22 protein-coding genes, 1 pseudogene and 1 riboswitch are annotated in these 22,413 nt (G+C 68.9%); of the genes and pseudogenes, 12 read left to right on the forward strand and 11 right to left on the reverse strand.

Features of this window, described 5'->3' with window-relative positions; all coding sequences use genetic code 11:
* Positions 1–112: 112 nt before the first annotated feature.
* Complete coding sequence (locus tag NI2_RS00310) at positions 113–1,501, reverse strand: FAD-dependent oxidoreductase (RefSeq protein ID WP_067484405.1); 1,389 nt, start codon at positions 1,499–1,501, stop codon at positions 113–115.
* 191 nt (positions 1,502–1,692) lie between these two features.
* Between NI2_RS00310 and NI2_RS00315 the strand changes: the two genes are divergently transcribed.
* The 3 genes from NI2_RS00315 to NI2_RS00325 all read left to right on the forward strand — a co-directional run bounded on the left by NI2_RS00315 (position 1,693) and on the right by NI2_RS00325 (position 3,966).
* Complete coding sequence (locus NI2_RS00315; protein ID WP_067484407.1) at positions 1,693–2,151, forward strand: Rv0361 family membrane protein; 459 nt, start codon at positions 1,693–1,695, stop codon at positions 2,149–2,151.
* 45 nt (positions 2,152–2,196) lie between these two features.
* Positions 2,197–2,313: riboswitch (SAM riboswitch) on the forward strand.
* 17 nt (positions 2,314–2,330) lie between these two features.
* The gene (locus NI2_RS00320) at positions 2,331–2,747 is read left to right on the forward strand and encodes a rhodanese-like domain-containing protein (RefSeq protein WP_067484409.1); all 417 of its coding nucleotides are present in this window, start codon (positions 2,331–2,333) and stop codon (positions 2,745–2,747) included.
* A 10-nt stretch (positions 2,748–2,757) separates the two neighbouring features.
* Entirely contained in the window at positions 2,758–3,966 is a 1,209-nt protein-coding gene (locus NI2_RS00325) for an O-succinylhomoserine sulfhydrylase (protein ID WP_067484412.1), read from the forward strand.
* A 7-nt stretch (positions 3,967–3,973) separates the two neighbouring features.
* Here the strand turns inward: NI2_RS00325 and NI2_RS00330 are convergent, their stop codons facing one another.
* From NI2_RS00330 to NI2_RS00345, 4 genes and pseudogenes are all read right to left on the reverse strand, one after another.
* Positions 3,974–4,372, reverse strand: a complete 399-nt coding sequence (locus tag NI2_RS00330) for a PIN domain-containing protein (RefSeq protein ID WP_084475833.1) — start codon at positions 4,370–4,372, stop codon at positions 3,974–3,976.
* Positions 4,373–4,467: 95 nt separating this feature from the next.
* Positions 4,468–4,620 (reverse strand): annotated as a pseudogene (locus tag NI2_RS35585) (type II toxin-antitoxin system Phd/YefM family antitoxin); the annotation flags it as partial.
* A 34-nt stretch (positions 4,621–4,654) separates the two neighbouring features.
* Positions 4,655–5,761: an SPFH domain-containing protein gene (locus tag NI2_RS00340; RefSeq protein ID WP_067484422.1), complete on the reverse strand. Its 1,107-nt coding sequence runs from the start codon at positions 5,759–5,761 to the stop codon at positions 4,655–4,657.
* Between the two features lie 17 nt (positions 5,762–5,778).
* Complete coding sequence (locus tag NI2_RS00345) at positions 5,779–6,012, reverse strand: NfeD C-terminal domain-containing protein (protein ID WP_067484424.1); 234 nt, start codon at positions 6,010–6,012, stop codon at positions 5,779–5,781.
* Positions 6,013–6,127: 115 nt separating this feature from the next.
* On the opposite strand from NI2_RS00345, the gene NI2_RS00350 reads away from it, so the two are divergent.
* A complete protein-coding gene (locus tag NI2_RS00350; RefSeq protein WP_084475764.1) occupies positions 6,128–6,763 on the forward strand; it encodes a DJ-1/PfpI family protein in 636 nt (211 codons plus the stop codon).
* A complete protein-coding gene (locus NI2_RS00355) occupies positions 6,760–7,221 on the forward strand; it encodes a MarR family winged helix-turn-helix transcriptional regulator (protein ID WP_067484427.1) in 462 nt (153 codons plus the stop codon). The genes NI2_RS00350 and NI2_RS00355 overlap by 4 nt, the downstream gene beginning before the upstream one ends.
* Positions 7,222–7,258: 37 nt before the next feature.
* Here NI2_RS00355 and NI2_RS00360 read toward each other — a convergent pair whose 3' ends face one another.
* On the reverse strand, positions 7,259–8,062 hold the full coding sequence (locus NI2_RS00360; protein WP_067484430.1) for an HAD-IIA family hydrolase: 804 nt from the start codon (positions 8,060–8,062) through the stop codon (positions 7,259–7,261).
* A 118-nt stretch (positions 8,063–8,180) separates the two neighbouring features.
* Here NI2_RS00360 and fgd point away from each other — a divergent pair, with 118 nt between their 5' ends.
* Positions 8,181–9,191 carry a glucose-6-phosphate dehydrogenase (coenzyme-F420) gene (fgd, locus tag NI2_RS00365; RefSeq protein WP_067484432.1) on the forward strand — a complete coding sequence of 337 codons (1,011 nt, stop codon included), beginning with the start codon at positions 8,181–8,183 and terminating at the stop codon, positions 9,189–9,191.
* 15 nt (positions 9,192–9,206) lie between these two features.
* Here the strand turns inward: fgd and NI2_RS00370 are convergent, their stop codons facing one another.
* Positions 9,207–9,713 carry a nitroreductase/quinone reductase family protein gene (locus NI2_RS00370; protein WP_067484435.1) on the reverse strand — a complete coding sequence of 169 codons (507 nt, stop codon included), beginning with the start codon at positions 9,711–9,713 and terminating at the stop codon, positions 9,207–9,209.
* Positions 9,714–9,786: 73 nt separating this feature from the next.
* On the opposite strand from NI2_RS00370, the gene pta reads away from it, so the two are divergent.
* A complete protein-coding gene (gene pta, locus NI2_RS00375) occupies positions 9,787–11,865 on the forward strand; it encodes a phosphate acetyltransferase (RefSeq protein ID WP_067484437.1) in 2,079 nt (692 codons plus the stop codon).
* The gene (locus tag NI2_RS00380) at positions 11,862–13,055 is read left to right on the forward strand and encodes an acetate kinase (RefSeq protein ID WP_067484442.1); all 1,194 of its coding nucleotides are present in this window, start codon (positions 11,862–11,864) and stop codon (positions 13,053–13,055) included. Before pta ends, NI2_RS00380 begins: the two co-directional genes overlap by 4 nt.
* A 176-nt stretch (positions 13,056–13,231) precedes the next feature.
* Here NI2_RS00380 and NI2_RS00385 read toward each other — a convergent pair whose 3' ends face one another.
* The 3 genes from NI2_RS00385 to NI2_RS00395 all read right to left on the reverse strand — a co-directional run bounded on the left by NI2_RS00385 (position 13,232) and on the right by NI2_RS00395 (position 18,401).
* The gene (locus tag NI2_RS00385) at positions 13,232–15,562 is read right to left on the reverse strand and encodes a serine/threonine-protein kinase (RefSeq protein WP_084475765.1); all 2,331 of its coding nucleotides are present in this window, start codon (positions 15,560–15,562) and stop codon (positions 13,232–13,234) included.
* Between the two features lie 425 nt (positions 15,563–15,987).
* Positions 15,988–16,944: a glutamate ABC transporter substrate-binding protein gene (locus NI2_RS00390; protein ID WP_067484447.1), complete on the reverse strand. Its 957-nt coding sequence runs from the start codon at positions 16,942–16,944 to the stop codon at positions 15,988–15,990.
* Positions 16,941–18,401: a GlnX family signal transduction membrane protein gene (locus NI2_RS00395; protein ID WP_067484450.1), complete on the reverse strand. Its 1,461-nt coding sequence runs from the start codon at positions 18,399–18,401 to the stop codon at positions 16,941–16,943. The genes NI2_RS00390 and NI2_RS00395 overlap by 4 nt, the downstream gene beginning before the upstream one ends.
* Before the next feature lie 126 nt (positions 18,402–18,527).
* Between NI2_RS00395 and NI2_RS00400 the strand changes: the two genes are divergently transcribed.
* Positions 18,528–19,160: an NUDIX domain-containing protein gene (locus tag NI2_RS00400; RefSeq protein ID WP_067484453.1), complete on the forward strand. Its 633-nt coding sequence runs from the start codon at positions 18,528–18,530 to the stop codon at positions 19,158–19,160.
* Between the two features lie 213 nt (positions 19,161–19,373).
* On the opposite strand, the gene thiE is transcribed toward NI2_RS00400, so the two are convergent.
* Positions 19,374–20,072, reverse strand: a complete 699-nt coding sequence (gene thiE, locus NI2_RS00405; RefSeq protein WP_067484460.1) for a thiamine phosphate synthase — start codon at positions 20,070–20,072, stop codon at positions 19,374–19,376.
* Positions 20,073–20,369: 297 nt separating this feature from the next.
* On the opposite strand from thiE, the gene thiO reads away from it, so the two are divergent.
* The 3 genes from thiO to NI2_RS00420 are packed head-to-tail and all read left to right on the forward strand — an operon-like array spanning position 20,370 to position 22,412.
* Entirely contained in the window at positions 20,370–21,452 is a 1,083-nt protein-coding gene (gene thiO / locus NI2_RS00410) for a glycine oxidase ThiO (protein WP_084475766.1), read from the forward strand.
* Positions 21,449–21,658 carry a sulfur carrier protein ThiS gene (gene thiS, locus NI2_RS00415; protein ID WP_067484462.1) on the forward strand — a complete coding sequence of 70 codons (210 nt, stop codon included), beginning with the start codon at positions 21,449–21,451 and terminating at the stop codon, positions 21,656–21,658. The genes thiO and thiS overlap by 4 nt, the downstream gene beginning before the upstream one ends.
* A gap of 49 nt (positions 21,659–21,707) precedes the next feature.
* Complete coding sequence (locus NI2_RS00420; protein ID WP_371851930.1) at positions 21,708–22,412, forward strand: thiazole synthase; 705 nt, start codon at positions 21,708–21,710, stop codon at positions 22,410–22,412.
* Position 22,413 lies beyond the last annotated feature (1 nt).

The raw sequence follows: 22,413 nt of genomic DNA on the forward strand, positions 1-22,413 counted from the left end.
ACTCGAGTAGTGCCGTGTGGTCGGGAGTGCGGTAGGTGGCGGACTCGAGTGGTGCCTGTGGCCGGGGGGGCGTAGGCGGGCGGGCTCGTGGGTGAGCCCGCCCGGTGTGGCTTTACGCCTTGTGGGGCTCGCTCGCGCGGAGCATGTCTTCGCGCTCGACGACCTTCACGCGCTCGCGGCCTTCGGGCTCGCCGAGGGCGCGTTCGTGGGCGTCGAGGCGGTACCAGCCGGCCCAGGTGGTGAACGGGATGCCTTTGCCCTCGAGGAACTCGGTGACCGCGTCCAGCTCGGGCTTCGGCGCGGGGGTGAAGTTCTTCGCGTCGTCGAGCAGGCAGGCGATGGTCTCGTTGGCGTCGCCCTTGGTGTGGCCGATCAGGCCGACGGGGCCACGCTTGATCCAGCCGGTGACGTAGGTGGCGGGCATGAAGCGGGCGTTGCCTTCGGCGCTCTCGTCGGCGATCACGCGACCGGCCTCGTTGGGCACGGTGCCCGCCTGATCGTCGAACGGCAGCTGGTTGATGTTCTGCGACAGGTAGCCGACGGCGCGGTAGACGGCCTGCACGTCCCACTGCTTGAACTCGCCGGTGCCCTTGACGTTGCCGGTGCCGTCGAGCTGGGTGCGCTCGGTCTTGAGACCGACGACGCGGCCGTTCTCGTCGCCGACGATCTCGGCGGGCGACTCGAAGAAGTGCAGGAACAGCTTGTGCGGGCGGTTGCCCTGGTCGCGGATGGCCCACTGCTCGAGGGTGTTGGCGACCATGTCGACCTGCTTGGAGTTACGGCGCGCGGCTTCGGAACCCTCGTCGTAGTCGATGTCCTCGGGGTCGACGATCACCTCGATGGTCGGCGAGTGGTCGAGTTCACGCAGCTCGAGGGGGGTGAACTTGGCCTGCGCGGGACCGCGACGCCCGAAGACGTGCACCTCGACGGCCTTGTTCTCCTTGAGCCCCTTGTAGACGTTCGGCGGGATCTCGGTGGGCAGCAGCTCGTCACCGGTCTTGGCGAGCACGCGCGCCACGTCCAGGGCCACGTTGCCGACACCGAGCACGGCGACCTTCTCGGCGTCCAGCGGCCACGAACGCGGCACGTCGGGGTGCCCGTCGTACCAGGAGACGAAGTCGGCGGCACCGTAGGAACCGTCGAGGTCGATGCCGGGGATCGGCAGTGCGCGGTCGGCGTTGGCACCGGTGGAGAAGATCACCGCGTCGTAGAACTGACGCAGGTCGTCGAGGGTGATGTCGGTGCCGTAGTCGATGTTGCCGAGCAGGCGCACCTGATCCTTGTCGAGCACCTTGTGCAGGGCGGTGATGATGCCCTTGATGCGCGGGTGGTCGGGTGCCACGCCGTAGCGGATGAGGCCGAAGGGCGCGGGCATGCGCTCGTAGAGGTCGATGCTGACCTCGGCGTCGGACTTCATCAAGGCGTCGGCGGCGTAGATACCGGCCGGTCCCGCACCCACGATCGCGATGCGAAGCGGGCGAGTCGCTGTCTGTTCGGTCATTGTCTACGCGCACCCTTTGGTCGAGAAACGATGTGACGGCGTCAACTTAGCTTAGGCTAAGTCGGAAACCGGCTACCGGCCGCTGCCGTCCTCGTCGGCGGCAGGCCGTAATCAACGCGATTCTAGCTGCGGTGTTGCGGCAACCCGGCGCGCGGTGTAGCTGCCCGGCCCGGGTCTGTCAGGATTACCACATGAGCGAGGAGCAAACAGGCTCGGACGATCAGCCCATCGAGGTCGATCAGACCGACAAGCGGTCCATCGTCCCGTTCGTCGCGGCCGCGGTGATCGCGGTCGTCGTGCTCATCAGCATCGTCGTCGGCGGGCTCCTCGCGCCCGCTGAGAAAAATGTCACAGAGGCCGATCGGCTCGCGGCCGCCGTCACCAACTATATCGACGCGCGCTCGCGCACCGATCAGCGTCCGCCGCCCGGGGTGGCGTGCCCCGGGTTCGACGAGGCGAAATCGGGTCTCACCGAACGGCTCGGCGGCCCGGAATCAGCGGCGACGATCGACAAGAAGGGCTTTTCCAACGCCACCGTCAACGGCAACCGGGCCAAGATCGACGCCACCGTTTCGGTGGGTGGGCAGTCGACGTCGAGCACCTGGAACCTCACCCGGGTCGACGGCGCCTGGCTGGTGTGCACGCCCTGAGGAGTTTGACACGGTGACCAGTGCCGGGGCAATCTCAGATCGCAAGGTCATGAGTACCAGCGTCAAGCCCCGGCTAGCTGGTCGGCAACCCTCCTCCGCGGTGGGGTGCTCCGGGTGACGACCTGGCCGTGTGCGGACTCCCCGCCTCGGCAAGAGCGGATTCACGCAGGAGGATCGACATGAGTTACGCCGGCGACATCACCCCTGAGAAGGCGTGGGAAATCCTGACCGAGCACGCCGACGCGGTGCTGGTCGACGTGCGCACCGAAGGCGAGTGGGCCCACATCGGCATCCCCGACACCAGCTCCATCGAGCGCCCCGCGCACTTCATCGAATGGGTCGACGGCACCGGCGCGCGCAACCCGCGCTTCGGTGAGCAGCTCGAACAGGTCCTCGCCGACCGCCCGGCCGACGCGCCCGTGGTGTTCCTGTGTCGCTCGGGTCAGCGCTCGGCGTACGCGGCGACGGTGGCCACCGCGGCGGGGATCACCCCGTCCTACAACGTGCTCGACGGTTTCGAAGGTGGGCTCGACGCGTTCGGGCAGCGCGGCAGCACCGGCTGGCGCGCCGTCGGCCTGCCGTGGCGCCAGGCATAAGGAGACTCGCATGATCACCGGTGGTTCCTTCGACAAGCCGCTGCCGGAAGGGGTTGGTCCCGCCACCCTCGGTGTGCGCGGTGGCCTGCGACGTTCCGGATTCGACGAGACGTCCGAGGCGCTGTACCTGACTTCCGGCTTCGTCTACGAGAACGCCGAGGCCGCCGAGGCCGCGTTCACCGGCGATGTCGAACACTTCGTCTACTCCCGCTTCGGCAACCCGACGGTGGCCATGTTCGAGGAGCGCATCCGCCTGCTCGACGGCGCCGAGGCCGCGTTCGCGACCGCCTCGGGCATGTCGGCGGTCTTCACCGCGCTCGGCGCGCTGCTGAAGGCCGGCGACCGGCTCGTCGCCGCGCGCAGCCTGTTCGGTTCCTGCTTCGTGGTGTGCAACGAGATCCTGCCGCGCTGGGGCATCGAGACCGTCTTCGTCGACGGCGACGACCTCGACCAGTGGGAGCAGGCCCTGTCGGTGCCCACCCAAGCCGTGTTCTTCGAGACCCCGGCCAACCCGATGCAGACCCTCGTCGACGTCCGCAAGGTCACCGAGCTGGCCCACGCCGCGGGCGCGAAAGTGGTGTTGGACAACGTCTTCGCCACCCCACTGTTGCAGCGCGGGTTCGAACTCGGCGCCGACGTGGTCGTCTACTCCGGCACCAAGCACATCGACGGCCAGGGTCGCGTCCTCGGCGGCGCCATCCTCGGCGCCAAGGACTACATCGATGGCCCGGTGAAAACCCTGATGCGCCATACCGGTCCGGCACTGAGCCCGTTCAACGCCTGGACCCTGCTCAAGGGCTTGGAGACGATGCCGCTGCGCGTGCGTCAATCCACCGAATCGGCGCTGAAGGTCGCCGAATTCCTGGAGACGAACAAGTCGGTCGAATGGGTGAAATACCCGTTCCTGCAGTCCCATCCGCAACACGCCTTGGCGCAGGAGCAGATGTCGGGCGGCGGCACCGTCGTCACCTTCGCCCTGCACGGCGACGACGGCAAGAAGCGCGCCTTCGAGGTCCTCAACCGCCTGCGCATCATCGACATCTCCAACAACCTCGGCGACGCCAAAACGATGATCACCCACCCCGCGACCACCACCCACCGAGCCATGGGCCCGGAAGGCCGCGCCTCCATCGGCCTCTCCGACGGCGTGGTCCGCATCTCGGTAGGCCTGGAAGACATCGAAGACCTCCTGGGCGACCTCGACCACGCCCTCAGCTAGCTCCCGTTCAACGAACGGGGTCGTACACCGCGAAACCGAGCTGCTCGGCCACCGTGGCCATGTTCTTGTCGTGGGTCACGATGGTGAGGTCGTCCAAGCCGCTGCGTAGTGCGGAGGCCAGATGGATGGCATCCAGGGTTCGGATGTGGGAAATGATGGCCTCGGCCTCGTTGAGGACAGCGTGATCGACCGGGATGATGTCGATGTGATCGATGATCTGGTCCCGGTCGAGCACGGGCAATCCTTCACGGCGCAACACGCGGGTGATTTCGGTGCGTAGCAATCGCGACGAGACGACTCGGTCGACCTCGCTGCCGGTGGTGCCGTCGAACCACTCAGCAGCTTCGGCCGAGTGTCCGAGGATGATCCGCATGGCGACCGAGGTATCGAGGTAGAAGTACCTCACCACTCGCCCTTCTCCGAGTCGAGCAACTCGTCGATCGAGTCGGCCGTTCGGAGTTCGTGACGCCGGATCGCGCGGGTGTTGGCGCGTCCAGCGACCTTGCGCGGAATGATCTGCGTCGAGGAGACCGCAGGCACGATGAAGCCCACCCGATGGTTGTGCCGGGTCAGCTCGTAGACCTCGCCCGATTCGACGTCGGCGACCATGGCGGACGGATTCTGGCGAAGCTCGCCGACGCTGATGGACTTCATAACGCCCAGCGTACGCGGGTTTGTCTACTAATGTCTACGAGTCGTGAACCTTGTCGACCTCGCCGTTGGACAGGGCCTTCTGCAAGGAGTTGAAGACCGTCAGGCCCTGGCCGACCATGCCGTTGACCAGTTCGCTCACGCCGTCGGGTCCGTTGAGGACGGTGAGGTTGGCGTTGGCGAGGCCGTTGGAGGCTTGGCGGACGATCTCGGGGAGTTGCTCGATGAGCAACTGGTCCAAGGCGATTCGGTTGTTGGAGGCGGCGGCTTCGGCCTGGATGCGAGTGCGGTCGGCTTCGGCCTCGGCGAGGATGCGGACCCGTTCTGCCTCGGCGAGAGCGGGTTTCACGACTTCGGCCTGAAGTTCCTGCTCGCGCAGTTCGGCGTTCTTGCGTGCCTGTTCGGCCTGGGCGGTGAGGACTTCCTGCCGGGCTACGGCGTCGGCGAGCGGACCTGCCTGTGCCGCTTCGGCATTGGCCTTGTCGATGTCGCGCTGGTACTGCGCCTTGAGCAGCGAGGTCTCGCGCTCGTATTCGGCGCGGCGGCGCAGCGATTCCTGTTCGGCCTCGGCGGCGCGCTGGGCGGCCTGGGCCTGGGCGATCTGGGCGTCGCGCTGCACGGCCGCGTTGTGCGGGGCGGCGAGGGCCTCGATATAGCCGAGGTTGCCGTCGTCGATCGACTGGATCTGGAACGAGTCGACCCACAGGCCGATATTGCTCATCTCCACCTTGGAGGCGATCAGCACCTCGTCGGCCAGCTTCTGGCGTTCGCGGATGATCTCCTCGACGGTCATCGAGCCGACGATCGAGCGCAGGTGACCGGAGAAGATGCGGCCGGTGAGCACCGACATCTCCTTCTCCTGCTCGGACAGGAAGCGTTGTGCCGCATTGACGATCGACTGGGTGTCGTTGGCGACCTTGAACGCGATAACCGCGCGCACGTCGAGCTGGATGGCCTGCTTGGTGACGCAGCGTTCGCGGATCTCGGATTCGAACATTGCCAGCGACAGGTAGCTGACCTTGCGAAACAGTGGAATCACCCAGGTGCCGCGACCGATGATCACCTTGAACGGCGCGTTGTCCTTGACCTTGGCGCCACTGACCAGCATGGCCTCGTCGGGATCAGGAACGTGATAGCCCAGCATCTGAGCCTCCCTTGCTTTCAGTTGTCTTGCGGCAGTCGCGGTGTGAGCGGTATCCAGGGCACGACGTCGACGAGCCTGCCCGGATTGACCGCGACGATGAGCACGGTCGCGCCCGCCTCGATCGGTTCGTCGGCGCGCGCGAGATACAGCTCCGTGCCGCCACGAATGGCGACGAGTACTTCGCCGAGTGCGCCCGCGGCGCGGATCGGTGAGGTGATGGTGCCGGTCATTCCCTGCACCGGGTCGGTCATCGTGGCGAACTCCTTTGTCTCGCACCGGTTGTGCGTCAGCCTACGGAGGGGCGCCTGTAAGCGGGTAACAAAATTCTTATTGACAGCATCCTGTCAATAATGACAGGATGCTGTCATGACGAAGAAGACAGTTCACGTGGCTGTGTACGACACTCTTTCGGACTGGGAAGTCGGCGCGGCGACGGTCAATATCGCCGACGACTCCTGGCATCGCGAGCCGGGGCGCTTCGAGGTGGCGACGGTCGGGCTCACGACCGCGCCCGTCACCACCGCCGGACGCATGCGGGTGACCCCCGACCTGGCCCTGGCCGACATCGACCCCGCCGACAGCGCGATGCTGATCCTGCCCGGCGCCGACCTGTGGGACGCCGGTGACGACCTGGCTCCCTTCGCTCGCAAGGCGCGGGAATTCCTCGCGGCGGGTGTACCGGTCGCGGCGATCTGTGGTGCCACCCTCGGACTCGCCAAGGAAGGCTTGCTCGACGACCGCCCGCACACGAGCAACGCCGCCGAATATTTGGCCTCCAGTGGCTATTCCGGCGCCGAGCACTATGTCGACGAATCGGCGGTGACCGACGGTGACCTCATCACCGCCGACGCCATGTCCCCGTTCGAGTTCGCGCGTGAGATCTTCGTCCGCCTCGATCTCTTCGAGCCGCAGGTACTCGACGCGTGGTACCAGCTGTTCGGACAGAAGGACCCCACCGGCTACTTCGCTCTTGCCGAAAACGCAAGCGGACAAGCAGATTGAACGAACAACAGCAGCTGCTCGACGCGGCCGCGCTCACCGTCTACCGGCTCAACGGTCAATTCCTCGCCCTCGGTGACGAATTGGCCGCGCCTGCCGGGATCTCGGTGGCGTGGTGGCAGGTGATGGCGTCGGTGGAACATCAACCGTTGCCGGTCGCCGGGATCGCCCGCGCCATCGGCATCACCCGGCAGAGCGTGCAGCGGGTGGCCGACATCCTGGTCGGCAAGGGGCTGTGCGAATACCGGCCGAACCCGGCGCACAAACGGGCCAAGCTGGTCGCGATCACCGAGGCGGGCGAGGCGGCCGTCCGTCGCATCGACCCGCAGCACGAAGTGTTGGCCCGTCGCCTCGCCGACGCACTCGGCCCGGCCGAATTCGCCGCGACCGTCGAGACTCTCACCCGGTTGTCGGCGGCGATCGACATCATCGTCGCGGGTGACGAGAACAGCGTCGGTTGAGACCGCCCACGTGGCGGCGGCCAGTGCGTCGGGCTCGTCAGAGTTCCACGAACGGGGTGCGGGTGCGATTGAGCAGGTCGGCGATCGAATCCACGACAAGCGTCGGCCGGAAGGGGTACTTCTCGACCGAAGACTTGGTGGAGATACCCGAGGTGACCAGGACCGTGCGCATGCCCGCCTCGAGACCCGCGATCACATCGGTGTCCATCCGGTCGCCGATCATCACCGTCGACTGGGAGTGCGCGCCGATGCGCCGCAGTGCCGAACGCATCATCAGCGGGTTCGGTTTGCCGACGTAGTAGGGGTCCTTGCCGGTGGCCCGGGTGATCAGGGCGGCGACCGAACCCGTGGCGGGCAGCACGCCGTCGCGGGAGGGACCGGTGGCGTCGGGGTTGGTGGCGATGAACTTCGCACCACGGTCGACCAGTCGGATCGCGGTGGTGATCGCCTCGAAGGAATAGGTGCGGGTCTCGCCGAGCACCACGTAGTCGGGGTCGCTGTCGGTGAGCACGTAACCGATCTCGTGCAGCGCCGTGGTGAGCCCCGATTCGCCGACCACGTACGCGGTGCCGTTGGGGCGCTGGTCGTCGAGGAAGGTCGCCGTCGCCAGCGCCGAGGTCCAGATCGACTCCTCCGGGATGTCGAGGCCGGTGTGGCGCAGCCGGGCCTGCAGATCGCGCGGGGTGCGGATCGAATTGTTGGTCAGCACGAGGAACGGGATCTCGTTCTCGCGCAGCTCGGCGAGGAACTCGTCGGCACCGGGGATCAGCTGATCCTCGTGCACCAGCACGCCGTCCATATCGGTCAGATACGACAAGATCTGGTCATCCTTGGCGGTCACCAGCTAATCATCCGCTAAAACCGGGCGCGGTGGGAGACGAAACGGCGACGGTGCGGATCGCGGGCCGCACGCTAGTGTCGAGGAGGCAGCGGTCAGCGGAGGAACAGGAGTGGCTGGAATGGTCGATCTCAAGCTCGGGTACAAGGCGTCGGCGGAGCAGTTCGGACCACGAGAGCTGGTCGAGTTGGCGGTGGCCGCCGAGCAGCACGGCCTCGACAGCGCCACCGTGAGCGACCATTTCCAGCCGTGGCGGCACAACGGCGGCCATGCACCGTTCTCGCTGGCCTGGCTCGCGGCCGCGGGCGAGCGCACCGAGCGCATCATGCTCGGCACCTCGGTGCTCACCCCGACCTTCCGCTACAACCCGGCGGTGATCGCGCAGGCCTTCGCCACTTTCGGCTGCCTGTACCCGGGCCGGGTGATGCTCGGTGTCGGTACCGGCGAGGCGCTCAACGAGATCGCCACCGGGTACAAGGGCGAATGGCCCGACTTCAAGGAGCGGTTCGCCCGGCTGCGTGAGGCCGTGCGACTGATGCGCGAACTGTGGCTCGGCGACCGGGTCGATTTCGACGGCGAGTACTACCACACCGTCGGCGCCTCGATCTACGACGTGCCCAAGGACGGCATCCCCGTCTACATCGCGGCCGGTGGCCCGGTGGTCGCCAGGTACGCGGGCCGTGCGGGTGACGGTTTCATCTGCACCTCCGGCAAGGGCATGGACCTTTACACCGAGAAGCTGCTGCCCGCCGTCGCCGAGGGCGCGGCCAAGGCCGAACGCGACCTGTCCGCGATCGACAAGATGATCGAGATCAAGATCTCCTACGACACCGATCCCGAACTCGCCCTGGAGAACACGCGTTTCTGGGCACCGCTGTCGTTGACCCCCGAACAGAAGCACGACATCACCGACCCGATCGAGATGGAAGCCGCCGCCGACGCGCTGCCCATCGAACAGGTCGCCAAGCGCTGGATCGTCGCCAGCGACCCCGACGAGGCCGTCGCCCAGATCAAGCCCTACCTCGACGCGGGTCTCAACCACCTGGTCTTCCACGCTCCCGGCCACGACCAGCTCCGCTTCCTCGACCTCTTCAAGCGCGATCTGGCCCCCCGCCTGCGCGCCCTGGGCTGAGCTCCAGCGTCCGGGTCAGGCGCGGCGGAGGGCGAAGATGCGCAGGTCGCGAGTGGTGCGGTCGCGGTAGGCGGCGTAGGCGCCGGTGATCTCGACGAAGCGGGCGAAGATCGCCTCTTTGTCCGCGTCGGGAACGAGGGTGGCGGTCACCGGGATGCGTTCGCCCGCGATGGCGACGGTGGCTTGCGGGTTCGCGAGCAGGTTGACGGTCCAGGCGGGGTGTTTGGCCTGGCCGAAGTTGGAGCCGACCACGTAGAGGGTGTCGCCGTCGTGGACGTAGAGCAGCGGCTGGGTGCGTGGCTGCCCGGATTTGCGGCCGATGGTGGTCAGCAGGATCACCGGGGCGCCGATCGGGCCGAGCACGGTGTACTTGGCGTCGGTGCGTTCGAGCACGGCCCGGTCGAGTGGGGTCAGGGTGCGGATCAGCAGGGAACCGGGCTTTGTCGCGGCGAAACGGTTGGCGGCGCGGGAGAGCAGGTTCGTGCGTGAACCCCAGAGTCGATCCGGGAACTGCGGTGTCATGGGCGGACTATAACCGCGAGGATCGCGCCACACCGAACCCCGGGATCGCCGCCGATTAACTAAGCTCGCGGGCATGGTCGAACCAGCGCCGTCCACCGTGTACATCGCCTCGCCCGAGGGCGACACCGGAAAGTCAACGGTCGCCCTCGGTGTCCTGCAGATGTTGTGCGCCACGACGGCGCGGGTCGGCGTGTTCCGGCCGATCACCCGCTCGGCCACCGCACCCGACTACATCCTCGAGCTGCTGCTCGAGCACAGCACCGCCGATATCAGCTACGAGCAGGCCGTCGGCGTGAGCTACGAGGACGTGCACCGCGATCCCGACGCCGCCATCAGCGAGATCGTGATGCGGTTCCACGATGTGGCCAAGGCGTGCGACGCGGTGGTGATCGTCGGCAGCGACTACACCGATGTGGCCAGCCCGAGCGAACTGCGCTACAACGCCCGTATCGCCGTGAACCTCGGCGCCCCGGTCCTGCTCGTGGTGCGCGGCGCCGAACGCACACCCGTCGAGGTGAAGCAGCTCGTCGAACTCTGTGCGAGCGAACTCGCCGGCGAGCACGCGCAACTGGTGGCGGTGATCGCCAACCGCTGCGATCCCGACGGGATGGACGAGACCTGTGCCGCCCTGGCCGATTTCGACGTGCCGTCGTGGGGGCTGCCGGAGGTGCCGCTGCTGATGGCGCCCACCATGGGCGAACTGTGCGAGGCCATCGACGGCGAGATCTACAGCGGCGACCCGGAATTGCTGCAGCGCGAGGCGCTGCGCATCATGGTCGGCGGCATGACGGCCGAGCACATCCTCGAACGGCTCTCCGACGGCGTCGTGGTGATCGCGCCCGGCGACCGCTCCGACGTGCTGCTCGGTGTGATGAATGCCCATGAGGCGGCGGGCTTTCCGTCGCTGGCCGGAGTCATCATGAACGGCGGCATCCGCCCGCACCCGGCCATCGCACGGCTGATGGATGGTCTGCAGCCCAAGCTGCCTATCCTCACCACCGAACTCGGCACCTACGACACCGCCAGCGCGGTGCACCGCACCCGTGGCCGCATGTGGGCGGGTAGCCCGCTCAAGGTCGACACCGCACTCGCGCTGATGGAACAGCGCGTCGACGCGTCGGCCCTGCTCGAACGCATCCAGGTGCCGTCTTCGACGGTGGTCACCCCGCAGATGTTCGAGTACCGCCTGATCGAACGCGCCCGCTCCGACCGCAAACGCATCGTGCTGCCCGAAGGCGACGACGACCGCATCCTGCGCGCCGCGGGCCGGGTGCTGCAGCGCAAGATCGCCGACCTGACGATCCTCGGCGACGAGGCCGCCGTGCGTTCCCGCGCCGCCGAACTCGGCGTCGACATCGCCGCCGCCCAGGTACTCGACCCGCGCACCTCCGGCTACCTCGACGAATTCGCCGCCGAGTACACCGAATTGCGCAAACACAAGGGCATGACGCTGGAGCGGGCCCGTGAAACCATGGCCGACATCTCGTACTTCGGCACCATGATGGTCTACAAGGGCATCGCCGACGGCATGGTCTCCGGCGCCGCGCACACCACCGCGCACACCATCCGGCCCTCCTTCGAGATCATCAAGACCACCCCCGGCGTCTCCACGGTGTCGAGTGTGTTCCTGATGTGTCTGGCCGACCGGGTGCTCGCCTACGGCGACTGCGCCGTCGTGCCCGACCCCACCTCCGAGCAGCTGGCCGATATCGCGGTGTCCTCGGCGGCGACGGCGGCCCGCTTCGGGATCGAGCCACGGGTGGCGATGCTGTCGTATTCGACGGGTGCGTCGGGTACCGGCGCCGATGTCGACAAAGTCCGTGCCGCAACGGAATTCGTGCGTGAGCGCGCTCCGGAACTGCCGGTCGAGGGGCCGATCCAGTACGACGCGGCGATCGAGCCCGCGGTGGCGAGCGCGAAGATGCCCGACTCCGATGTCGCGGGCAAGGCAACGGTTTTCGTCTTCCCCGACCTCAACACCGGCAACAACACCTACAAGGCGGTGCAACGCAGCGCCGGTGCCGTCGCCATCGGTCCGGTGCTGCAGGGTCTGCGCAAGCCGGTGAACGATCTGTCGCGCGGCGCCCTGGTGGCCGACATCGTGAATACCGTGGCGATCACCGCCATTCAAGCGCAGGGAGACACGAAGTGAGTGACCTGGTCCTGGTGCTGAACTCCGGGTCGTCGTCGATCAAATACCAGCTGCTGCACGCGGATTCGGGTGAGGTGGTCGCCTCCGGGTTGGCCGAGAAGATCGGTGAGGCGCACGGTGGGCGCATCGTGCACGAGTGCGGTGGGCGAAAACTGGTGCACGAGGGGCCGATCGCCGATCATCGTGACGGGCTGCGGCAGGCATTCGAGATGTTCCAGGAGACCGGCATCGACCTGACCACCGTCGGTGTCGGGGCGGTCGGGCACCGGGTGGTGCACGGCGGCGAGGTGTTCTGGGAACCCACGATCGTCACCGACGACGTGCTCACCACCATCCGCGACCTGTCCGAGCTCGCGCCGCTGCACAACCCGGCCAATGCCGTCGGTATCGAGTCGACGCGAGAGCTGTTGCCCGGCATCCCGCAGGTCGCCGTATTCGACACCGCGTTCTTCCACGGCTTGCCCGATGCCGCCAAGACCTACGCGATCGACGCGAAAGTCGCGGCAGCGCACGGCATCCGCAAGTACGGGTTCCACGGCACCTCGCATCAGTACGTGTCGGAGAAAGCCGCCGAGTTCCTCGGACGCGACTACACGGAGCTGAACCAGATCGTCTTCCACCTGGGCAACGGTGCGTCCGCGTCGGCGATCCGGGGTGGCGTCGCGGTGGACACGACCATGGGGATGACCCCGCTCGAGGGCCTGGTGATGGGCACTCGCCCCGGCGACCTCGATCCGGGCATCGTGCCGCACCTGGTGCGCGTGGCCGATCTGGATCTCGCGCAGGTGGAGCAGCTGCTCAACCGCGATTCCGGGCTCAAGGGGCTGTCGGGGGTCAACGACTTCCGGGAGCTGGGCGAGCTGGTCGAAAAGGGAGACGCCGCGGCGGAACTGGCCTACGACGTCTACATCCACCGCCTGCGCCGCTACCTGGGCGCGTACCTGGTGGAGCTCGGCTCGGTGGATGTCATCGTCTTCACCGCGGGTGTCGGCGAGAACGCCGCGAACGTGCGCGCGGACGCCCTCGCCGGGCTGTCGGGCCTGGGTATCGAGGTCGATCCGGGCCGCAACGAAACCCGGACGCCAGGAGTCCGCCGCATCTCGCCGGAATTCTCCCCGGTCGAGGTCTTGGTGGTCCCCACCAACGAAGAACTCGCCATCGCCCGGGCCGCCCACAGCTTGACCGCCTGAAGACCCCGGTCGCGTAACGACCGGGGTCCGGCACCGACGAGCCGTCCGGCCGGCTCCGTCGGCCGCGGGGTGTAGTGCGATTTGCGCGTACGGCTATTCGTGGCTGACACGGCCTTCGTGGGCCTGCGGTGGTCGGCTCGGGCGTTCCGACCCGCGAAGAGACCGACCGCCGAAGATCAGAACCAGGTCTTGGCGCGTAGCGAGTTGGCCAGGTCGATCAGCGCGTAGCGGTGGGTGCGGTCGGCGGCGTTGCGGGCCAGGGCGCGCAGGCCGGTTTCGGTGCCGTCGCGCAGGTCGCGTTCGTCGAAGGGGCGACCGAACAGCTTGGCGTCCTTGCGTTTCGGTGAATTGCCCGCCTGCAACCAGGCCAGGGCGGTGCCCTGCACCAGGGTGCGCATGAGGGTGGCGCGGTGTTCGCCGGGCGGCACGGACTGGGCGCGGGAGGCGGCCAGGCGCAGCACCTGTTCGTCCAGGTCGGCGACGGGAGCGCTGGTGAGCAGCAACAGGATCGCCGTCGTCTGTGCGGTGGTGAAGTGGCGCGATGCGGCCGGAACGTCGTCGAGGGCGTGCACGGCTTCACCCACCCGGCCCGCCACGGCCAGCTGCCTGGCCAGGCCGAAGGCGGCGCTCACCACGGCGCGGTCGGTACGCCATACGGTGTCGTAATAGCGTTCCGCGAAGGCGCGCCACTGCTCGGGTTCCGGGGAATCCCAGTGTTGCAGAATGAGTTCCGCGGTCGCGGCGAGTGCCAGCTTGGGGGCGATCTCGCCGGGGAGCACGCGAAGGACCGCCTCGAACGAGTCGAACGCGGCCTCGTAGTCGAGTTCCAGCAGATGGGCCTGACCGGCGAACCAGTCCGCGCGCCAATCGGAATCGTTCGGCACCCGCTCGAGCAGATGCAGCACGGCGGCCGATTCACCGAGCTCGAGCCGGGCGCGGGCCTCGGCGAAGAGGAGTTCGTTCGCCAGGGTCTCCGGTGCGTTGTCCGGGTCGGCCTCGGCGCGTTCGCGGGCGTCGTGGAGGGCTTCCAGGACGCGCTCGGGCTCGGGATTGGCGGTGGCGGCCAGCAGGGGAGCGGCCGGGTCGGCGGGGTCGATCAGCGGAATCGGCAGGGCCGCGACCACTTCGCCCGAGTCCATCAGCGGAGAGCGGCCGACGCCGTCGAGATAGGCATCGGTCTGGCTGATGAGTTCCTCGGTGCCGAAACTGGTGCGCTGTGGACTGAACACTGTGGACAGCTGGGGATGTTCGGTGTCGGTGTCCTGGGCGAGGATCTCGCGCAAAACCCCGGCCAGCTGTGCCGACATCGCCCGCGCCGAAGGGAAGCGCCGGTCCGGATCGGGGTCGGTGGCGGTGAGCAGGAAACGGTGGAAGAACTCGTAGCGGGCCAGCACGGGTTCGGCGGCGGGCTCGGGGAGCCCGTCGAGGTAGCGGCCGTGCTCGCTCGGCAGGTGCAGGGTGAGGGCGGCGAGAGTGCGGCCGACCGTGTACACGTCGGAGGCGGGTGTCGGACCGGTCCTGGCGATCTCGGGCGCCTGGAAACCCTTGGTGCCGTACAGGTTTCCGTAGGCTTCGATGGTTGCCACGGCGCCGAGGTCGATGAGTTTCACCTGGTCCTCGGTGACCATCACGTTGTCGGGCTTGAGGTCGTTGTAGGTGAGCCCGATCGAATGCAGGTGTTCGAGCGCGGGCAGTACCTCGAGCACATACGCGATGGCCTCGGCCACCGGCATCCGTTCACCGTGCGGGCGGGCATCGAGGATGTCGCGCAACGACTTTCCGCCCACGTACTCCATGACGATGTAGCCGATGCTGGACCCGTCACCGGCGGTGTGCTCGACGAAGTTGTGGATCTTGACGATGCTCGGATGCGCCACCTCGGCCAGGAACTGCCGTTCGGCCACCGCCACGGCCTGCGCTTCGGCGTCGCCCGCGTGCAGCAAACCCTTGAGCACCACCCACCGGTCGCTGACATTGCGGTCGATCGCCAGGTAGATCCAGCCGAGCCCGCCGTGCGCGAGGCAACCCTGGATCTCGTACTGCCCGCCCACCATGTCACCCTCGTGCAGCGACGGCCGGAAATCATAAGCGGCACCACAGGTTCGGCACTCGCCACTGCTCGACGCCGCCCGCGCCGGCGTAGACCGCCCCACCGGATCCCCGCACCGCCAGCAGAACCGCCGCCCCTCCGACACCACCGGATCGGTGAGCACCGCATCCCGTGGATCAGCGGGCGTCACGGTCGGGATCGGCACCAACCCGGCCCCCAACCGCCGCGTCGGCCGAGACCGCGCCGTCCGCACACTCCGCCCCGACCGCACCGTCGCCCCGGACTCCGTGTCCGCAGGAACAGCAGCACGCTCCGCTGCCTGGGTGGCAGCCGCAGCCCCCGTTTCCGGCGGCGCGGCCGTGCGCTCCGCCGCCTGGGTAGCCGCATAGGCACCCAGCTCAGCGGCACTGAACTGGTCCGTTCGCTGTGCGGCCTGCGTATCCGACAGGTCATCCATCGGCGCCCTGGCCGAAGCCTGGGTCGCGGGAGGTTCGTCGCCTGGCGGGTGCTCGGCTGGGCTGTCCGGTGCGGCCGCTCGGCGCGTACTCGCCTGCGTGGCAGGCCATTCCTGCTCCGCAGGTTCAGGGGAGGCCCGAGTTTCGGATGGATCGCGCTCGACCGGCCGATGACTCAACTCGGTCGTGTCGGTGGGGCTCGGACGGGGTCGGCCGAGGGGAAGTTTCGGGAGGGGTTTGGTTTCGTCGTCCTCGGTGGAGGGTGGCAGCGTCCAGCCGCCGGGGAGTGTGCCGGGTTTCGGGCGTTGGGTGAGGCTGGTGGGCTCGGGGCGTGGGGCGAGTTCGGGCGCCGTGTCGGCGGCGGGTGACTGATCGTCCGGGTCGCCGTGGCCCGGTGCGCCTTTCGGTGGCGTTGTACTCATCGCGATCAGTCCTGGTACTTCGGGGCGGGTGGCGTCGCTTCGCCGAGCGTGGACAGCCAGCGGCGGTGGATGCGCGTCCAGGTGCCGTCGGTGCGGATGCGGTCGAGGGTGGCGTTGACGAAGCGGACCAGGTCGTCGTCGCCCTTGGGGATTCCGATGCCGTAGGGCTCGGCGCTGATGCTGGCACCGACCACCTCGGTGTAGGGGTCCTGGGCGGCGAGACCGGCGAGGATGGCGTCGTCGGTACTCACCGCGTCGACCTGGCGTTGCTGCAGGACGACGAGGCAGTCGGCCCAGGTCGGGACCGTGAGGATGGTCGCGGCGGGCTGATCGCGGCGGATGTGGTCCAGCGAGGTCGTCCCGCGGACCACGCACACGCGCTTGCCCGCCAGATCGGCGAGGCCGGTGATACCGGAATTCTTCATCGCGAGCACTCGCTGATCGGCGCGCAGATACACCGTCGAGAACGCCACCCGTTCGCGCCGTTCGCAGGTGATCGTCATCGTCTTGGCCACCAGGTCGACGGTGTGCTCCTGCAGCGCCTTCTCCCGCTCTTCCGAAGCGAGACTTCGGTATTCGATCAGGTCCGGATTGCCGAGCAGGTCGCGGGCGATCTCGCGGGCGATATCGGCGTCGAAGCCGACGATGCGCCCGGTCACCGGGTCGCGGAAACTGAACAGATTGCTGCCCGCGTCCAGCCCGACGACCAGCCTGCCGCGCGCGCGGATGGCCGCGATCGTCGGACCGTCGGCGGTGCTCGGGCGCAGACTCGCGGTCGGATCGCCGCACTGCGCGCCGGTGCGTGGCGGCAGCGGAGTGTCGGTGCCGATGGGAATCGCCTTGGCGGGCAACGGCGGTTCGGAATACACGGTGTGTTCGTCGGGTGCCGGTGTGCTGTTGTCGGAACAGCCGCCGAGCAGCGCGACCAGCAGCAGCGCCGCGACGGCGCGCCCCCGCCTCACCGGTACTCCCGCAGCCGGGGCCAGAGCCCGAGCGCCACACAGACGGCGGCGGCGATGCCGAGCACCAGGGCGCCGGGAGCCAGGAACGAGAGCACGTCGGTGGCCTGGGATACCTTGTCGCGCAACCGATCTCGTGTGGCTGTCCGGGCGTCGTCGAGTGCGCGTTCCAGGGCGTCGACCTGGGCGGTCGAATCGGCGGCGCTCGGCCCGGTCGCCACGGCGGCGGCGCCGACGAAATCACCACGCTGGAGGGTGTCGTTCATCCGCTGATGCGCCGACTGCCAGCGGGCCAGCGCGGCGCGCGCGTCGGTCACCTCGTCGGCGGCCGGTGCGCCGGACGGGTAACCGTCGAGGAGTTCGGCGAGCCGGGCGGCATTGGCGTCGAACGTTCGGTCGTAGTCGCCGGTGGCGTCGCGGCGCACCAGCTTCACCATTTCGGCGGCCCTGGCCTGCTGCACCAGGATCCGGCTCTCGGCGAGCCGGGCGGCGGGCACCGCGCCCTCGTCGCGGCAGCGGATCATCGCCACCGCCGACACCGACCCGGCCGCCACCGTCCACAGCAGGGTGAGCGCCACCATCGCGGTACCGATCAGCAGGCCCATGTTGAAAACCCGCCGCGACCGGCGCGCCAGCTCCATCTGCACGTAGACGAGCGCGGCGAGCGTGAGCACGAGCAGCCCGATCGCGACCCACGGCGGCTGCACGTGCCGGTGCTGGGCGGCGGTCACCGCGTCGAAGCGGTGGTCTTCGAGTTCCTCGGCCATCGGCAGCAGGGTGGTCTGCATCTGGTGCGAGGCCTCGCTCAGATACGCCGCGCCCACCGGGAAACCGTTGCGGTTGTTGGCCCGCGCGGTCTCGATCAGCCCGGTGTACACGGGTAGGCCGGTCGCGATGCCCGTGCGCAGGCGCCGGTCGGTGCCTGCCGGGTCGGCCGCCTCCTCGGCGGAGATGTGACCGGCCTGGGTGACCAGCTCGGCGGCCGCCTCACCGATGGCCTGGGTGTAGCGGTCGCGCACCTCCTCCGGCTCGACCCCACCAGCGATGAAGGCGCGGCCCGCGGCGGCGTCGGCGATCGAGAGCGAGGTGTAGAGGTGGTTGGCCGAATGCGCGTCGGGTTCGGTGTCGTCGAGCAGGACGCCCAAAGCTTGCTTGCGCTCGCTCACGGTCGTCGAAGTCACCATGCCCGCGGCTACGCAGAGCAGCATCAGCACCAGTCCGGCGGCGAGCAATCGGCCCGGCGTCGACCGCGCGAACCCCCGCAGGCGGGCTGGCTGGAACTGCGCGCGCAGGGCTTTCACATCGGGTGCGGGCGGTCGATCGGCGACGAGCACCTGCCTGCGCGAGGGCATCCGCCGCGTCGTGGTTTGCGGGCCGTTACCTGCTTCCACCTGCGGTGACGGGCCGGTTCGGACAGCCGCGACCTCGGTCGCCGCCTCGCGGTTTCCCGGTTCGACCATCGCTCACCTCCCCGTCCTGTCCGCGCACCCGTCCTGGTGCGGAGTTTATTGTGGTCGTACCGGTGCCGCAGCCCCTCAGACACCCCCGTGGCGGTTGCTGCACGGCTGCTAGGGAGAGGGTATTGGATGCGCGGTGACGGAGACGGGTGGGCTGACAGCCCGGGTGGCGTCCGGCACTGGGGCAAGTTCGGTGCGGCGGGTCTGCTGCTGCGCGCACCGCTGCCCGGTGGTGGCTCGGCGGTGCTGCTGCAGCATCGGGCCGCGTGGAGTCATCAGGGCGGCACGTGGGCGCTGCCCGGCGGTGCCCGCGATTCCCACGAGACCGCCCGGCGCGCGGCGGTCCGCGAAGCCGAGGAAGAGGCCGGGATCAGCGCCGACGCCGTGCGCGTGCGCGCCGAACGCCTCACCATGACCGCGCCAAGCGGCTGGACCTACACGACCGTCGTCGCCGACGCGGCGAGCACGCTGCCGACCGTCCCCAACCAGGAGAGCACCGAACTGGCCTGGGTCCCCGAAGACGACGTCACCGCCCTCCCGTTGCACCCCGGTTTCGCCGCCGCCTGGGTCGGCCTGCGCGCAGTCCCCCTGCGCGTCGTCGATGTCACCCCCGACCTCGCCCCCGCCCTGCCCCGCACGGTCGACCTGTCCGGCCACGGCTTCTACTGGCTGCACACCACGATCACCGGCCCCGGCGCCGAAATCCTCCTCGACAACCCGACCACCGGCCCCACCGTCACCCGAGCCGACCTGCTGTCCTGAAACCCCTCGTGCCGTCCGAACCCACCGGGCCGCACGCATGAACTCCGAACGTCGCCGCCATGAGCGTCCGCGGCACGTCGCAGCTGAATTCAGCCGCCGCCAGGGGCCACCTTCGGCAGGCAATCGCGACCTGGTCAGTGGAATACCACGCTCTGGCGGCGGGAGCCCCTCGGCCGGTGCCGCCACCAGAGCGTGGTGATCAAGCGTCCAGGGTCAGGAGGCGGCGAGGAGGGCCGATTTGAGTTCCCGGGCGGCGGCTTCGGGATCGGCGGCCTCTGTGATCGCGCGGACGACGACCACGCGGCGGGCTCCGGCTTCGAGGACTTCCGGGAGGCGCTCGGTGTCGATGCCGCCGATCGCGAACCAAGGGAGCGTGGGGTGGGAGTCGGCGGTGGTGCGGATCAGGTCGACGCCCGCGGCTTGCCTGCCCGGTTTGGTCGGGGTGGTCCAGATGGGGCCGGTGCAGAAGTAGTCGAGGTGGCCATCGATCGCGGCCAGGCCGGCCTGGTTGCGGTTGTGGGTCGACCGGCCGATCACCACATCGGGGCCGAGGATGCGGCGCGCGTAGGCGGGCGGGAGATCGCCTTGGCCCAGGTGGAGCACGTCGGCGCCGGCGGCGAGGGCGATATCGGCGCGATCGTTCACCGCGAGCAGCGCGCCGTGCCGCCGGGTGGCCGCCTTGATCTCGGCGAGCGCACCGAGTTCGGCCTTCGCCTCGAGCGGACCGAACTCGGCCTCGCCCGGCGACCCTTTGTCACGCAACTGCACGATGTCGACGCCACCGGCCAGCGCGGCATCGACGAACCTGGCCAGATCGCCCTTCTCCCGGCGTGCGTCGGTGCACAGATACAGCAGGGCCGAGGAGAGGCGTTCCCTCGGCGGGACGGAACGGTTCGGATGGGAGGGCTGCACAGTGTCGACGGTAGTCGCGCTACCGTGGAACCGCGAACGTCGAAACCCCTCGACACGGTGGACTCGCGGCAATCCCGCCGAGCCCGTCGTCGAAACCCTCGATGTTCGACCAGCGGTGGCCCCGGTTCTCGGCCGCCTCGATCTGGGCCGCCCGGCCCGCGGCGCCGTCCGCAACGTCGCGGCGACAGTACGAGAACCCACAGCGCCGGTCACGGCCTCGGGCCGACCAACCGCGGCGAAGGACACGGCAACAGGCGAAACCTGCGGCACCCGCCGCAACTGGACACGGAGGCGTTGATGCGGACACTGGCGGTTGTCGGCGGCGGTGCCGTCGGACTCGCCGTCGCATGGCGGGCCACCGAGGCGGGCTGGACCGTCACCGTGTTCGACCCGGCCCCCGGAACCGGTGCGTCCTTCGTCGCGGGCGGGATGCTCGCCCCGCTGTCGGAAGGCTGGCCCGGTGAAGACCGCGTGCTGGAATTCGGCGCCGCAGCCCTGGCTGCCTGGCCGTCCTTCGCCGAGCAACTGCGCGCGATCACCGGCGAGTCCGTCTTCGTCGCCGAAGAAACCCTCACTGTCGCCCTCGACACCGCCGACGCCCAGGACCTGCACACCGTCGCGGACTGGCTCGCCGGTTTCGGCCACGATCTCCCTGTCCTCGACCGCGCCGGCGTCCGCGCGCTGGAACCGGCGCTGGCCCGCACCGTCCGCGCGGGCCTGCACGCCACGACGGAACCGGCCGTCGACAATCGCCGCGTCCTGCGCGCACTGCGCGCTGCCTGTGCCGCTTCGGGCGTCGAGATCCGCGCGGAATCCGTTGCCGCACCGGCCGATCTGCCGCACGATCGGGTCGTCCTCGCGGCGGGCGCACGGTCCGCCGAGTTGTGGCCGGGTCTGCCGGTGCGCCCCGTGAAGGGGGAGATCCTGCGGTTGCGCCGCAGGCCGGGGGTGAATCCGCCGCCGACCCGCGTGATCCGGGCGCGCGTGCACGGCAGGCCGGTCTACCTGGTGCCAAGGGCGGACGGAATCGTTCTGGGCGCAACCCAATACGAGGCAGGGCTCGACACGACGGTCACCGTCGGCGGGGTCCGGGACCTGATCGCCGACGCCGAAGCCATCCTGCCCGGCATCGGCGAATACGAGTTGGCCGAGGCCGCCGCCGGTTCCCGCCCCGCCACTCCCGACAACCTGCCGCTGCTCGGTCCGCTCGACGACCGGGTACTCGCGGCCACCGGACACGGCCGCAACGGCATGCTCACCCTCGCGCTCACCGCGGCCCTCGTCCCCGGCCTGCTCGACGGTGTCACCACGCCGGTCGCGGAACTGGCCGCACCGCAACGTTTTCCAGCATCCGTGCTGTCTCGAGGAGGAACCCGATGACCATCCCGATCGGCGTCACCGTCAACGGTGCCGACCACGAGTTCGCCGAGCCGCTCAGCGTCCGCGAACTGCTCACCCGGCTCGAATTGCCCTGTCAGGGTGTGGCATTGGCGGTCGACGGTGCGGTGTTCCCGAAATCGCGCTGGGACGAACCGGTCGGGCGCGGCTGGACCATCGAGGTGCTCACGGCGGTGCAGGGTGGCTGACCTCGCACCGTTGCGGATCGCGGACAAGGAGTTCGGTTCGCGGCTCATCATGGGCACCGGCGGCGCCGAGAACCTCGCCGTGCTCGAGCAGGCCCTGATCGCCTCGGGCACCGAACTCACCACGGTCGCCATGCGCCGCGTCGACGCGGTCGGCGGCACCGGCGTGCTCGACCTGCTGAAACGCCTGGACATCACCCTGCTGCCGAACACGGCGGGCTGCCGCACCGCCGCCGAGGCCGTGCTCACCGCCCAGCTCGCGCGCGAGGCGCTGGAGACGAACTGGGTGAAGCTCGAGGTCGTCGCCGACGAGCGCACGCTGCTACCGGACCCGTTCGAACTGCTCGACGCCGCCGAGAAGCTGGTCGATGACGGTTTCGTCGTCCTGCCCTACACCACCGACGACCCCACCCTGGCCCGCCGCCTCGAAGACGCCGGTTGCGCCGCCGTGATGCCGCTCGGCTCACCGATCGGCACCGGCCTGGGCATCGGCAATCCGCACAATATCGAGATGATCGTGGCGGGCGCGGGCGTGCCGGTGATCCTCGACGCGGGCATCGGCACGGCCAGCGACGCCGCGCTCGCCATGGAACTCGGCTGCTCGGCCGTCCTGCTCGCCACCGCCGTCACCCGGGCCCGCGAACCCGAGCTGATGGCGTCGGCGATGGCCGCGGCCGTGCGCGGCGGCTACCTGGCCCGGCAGGCGGGCCGCATCCCGAAGCGTTTCTGGGCTCAGGCTTCTTCCCCAGCCCGCTAAG

The sequence above is a fragment of the Nocardia ignorata NBRC 108230 genome (assembly GCF_001612905.1).
GTDB classification, from domain to species: Bacteria; Actinomycetota; Actinomycetes; order Mycobacteriales; family Mycobacteriaceae; genus Nocardia; species Nocardia ignorata.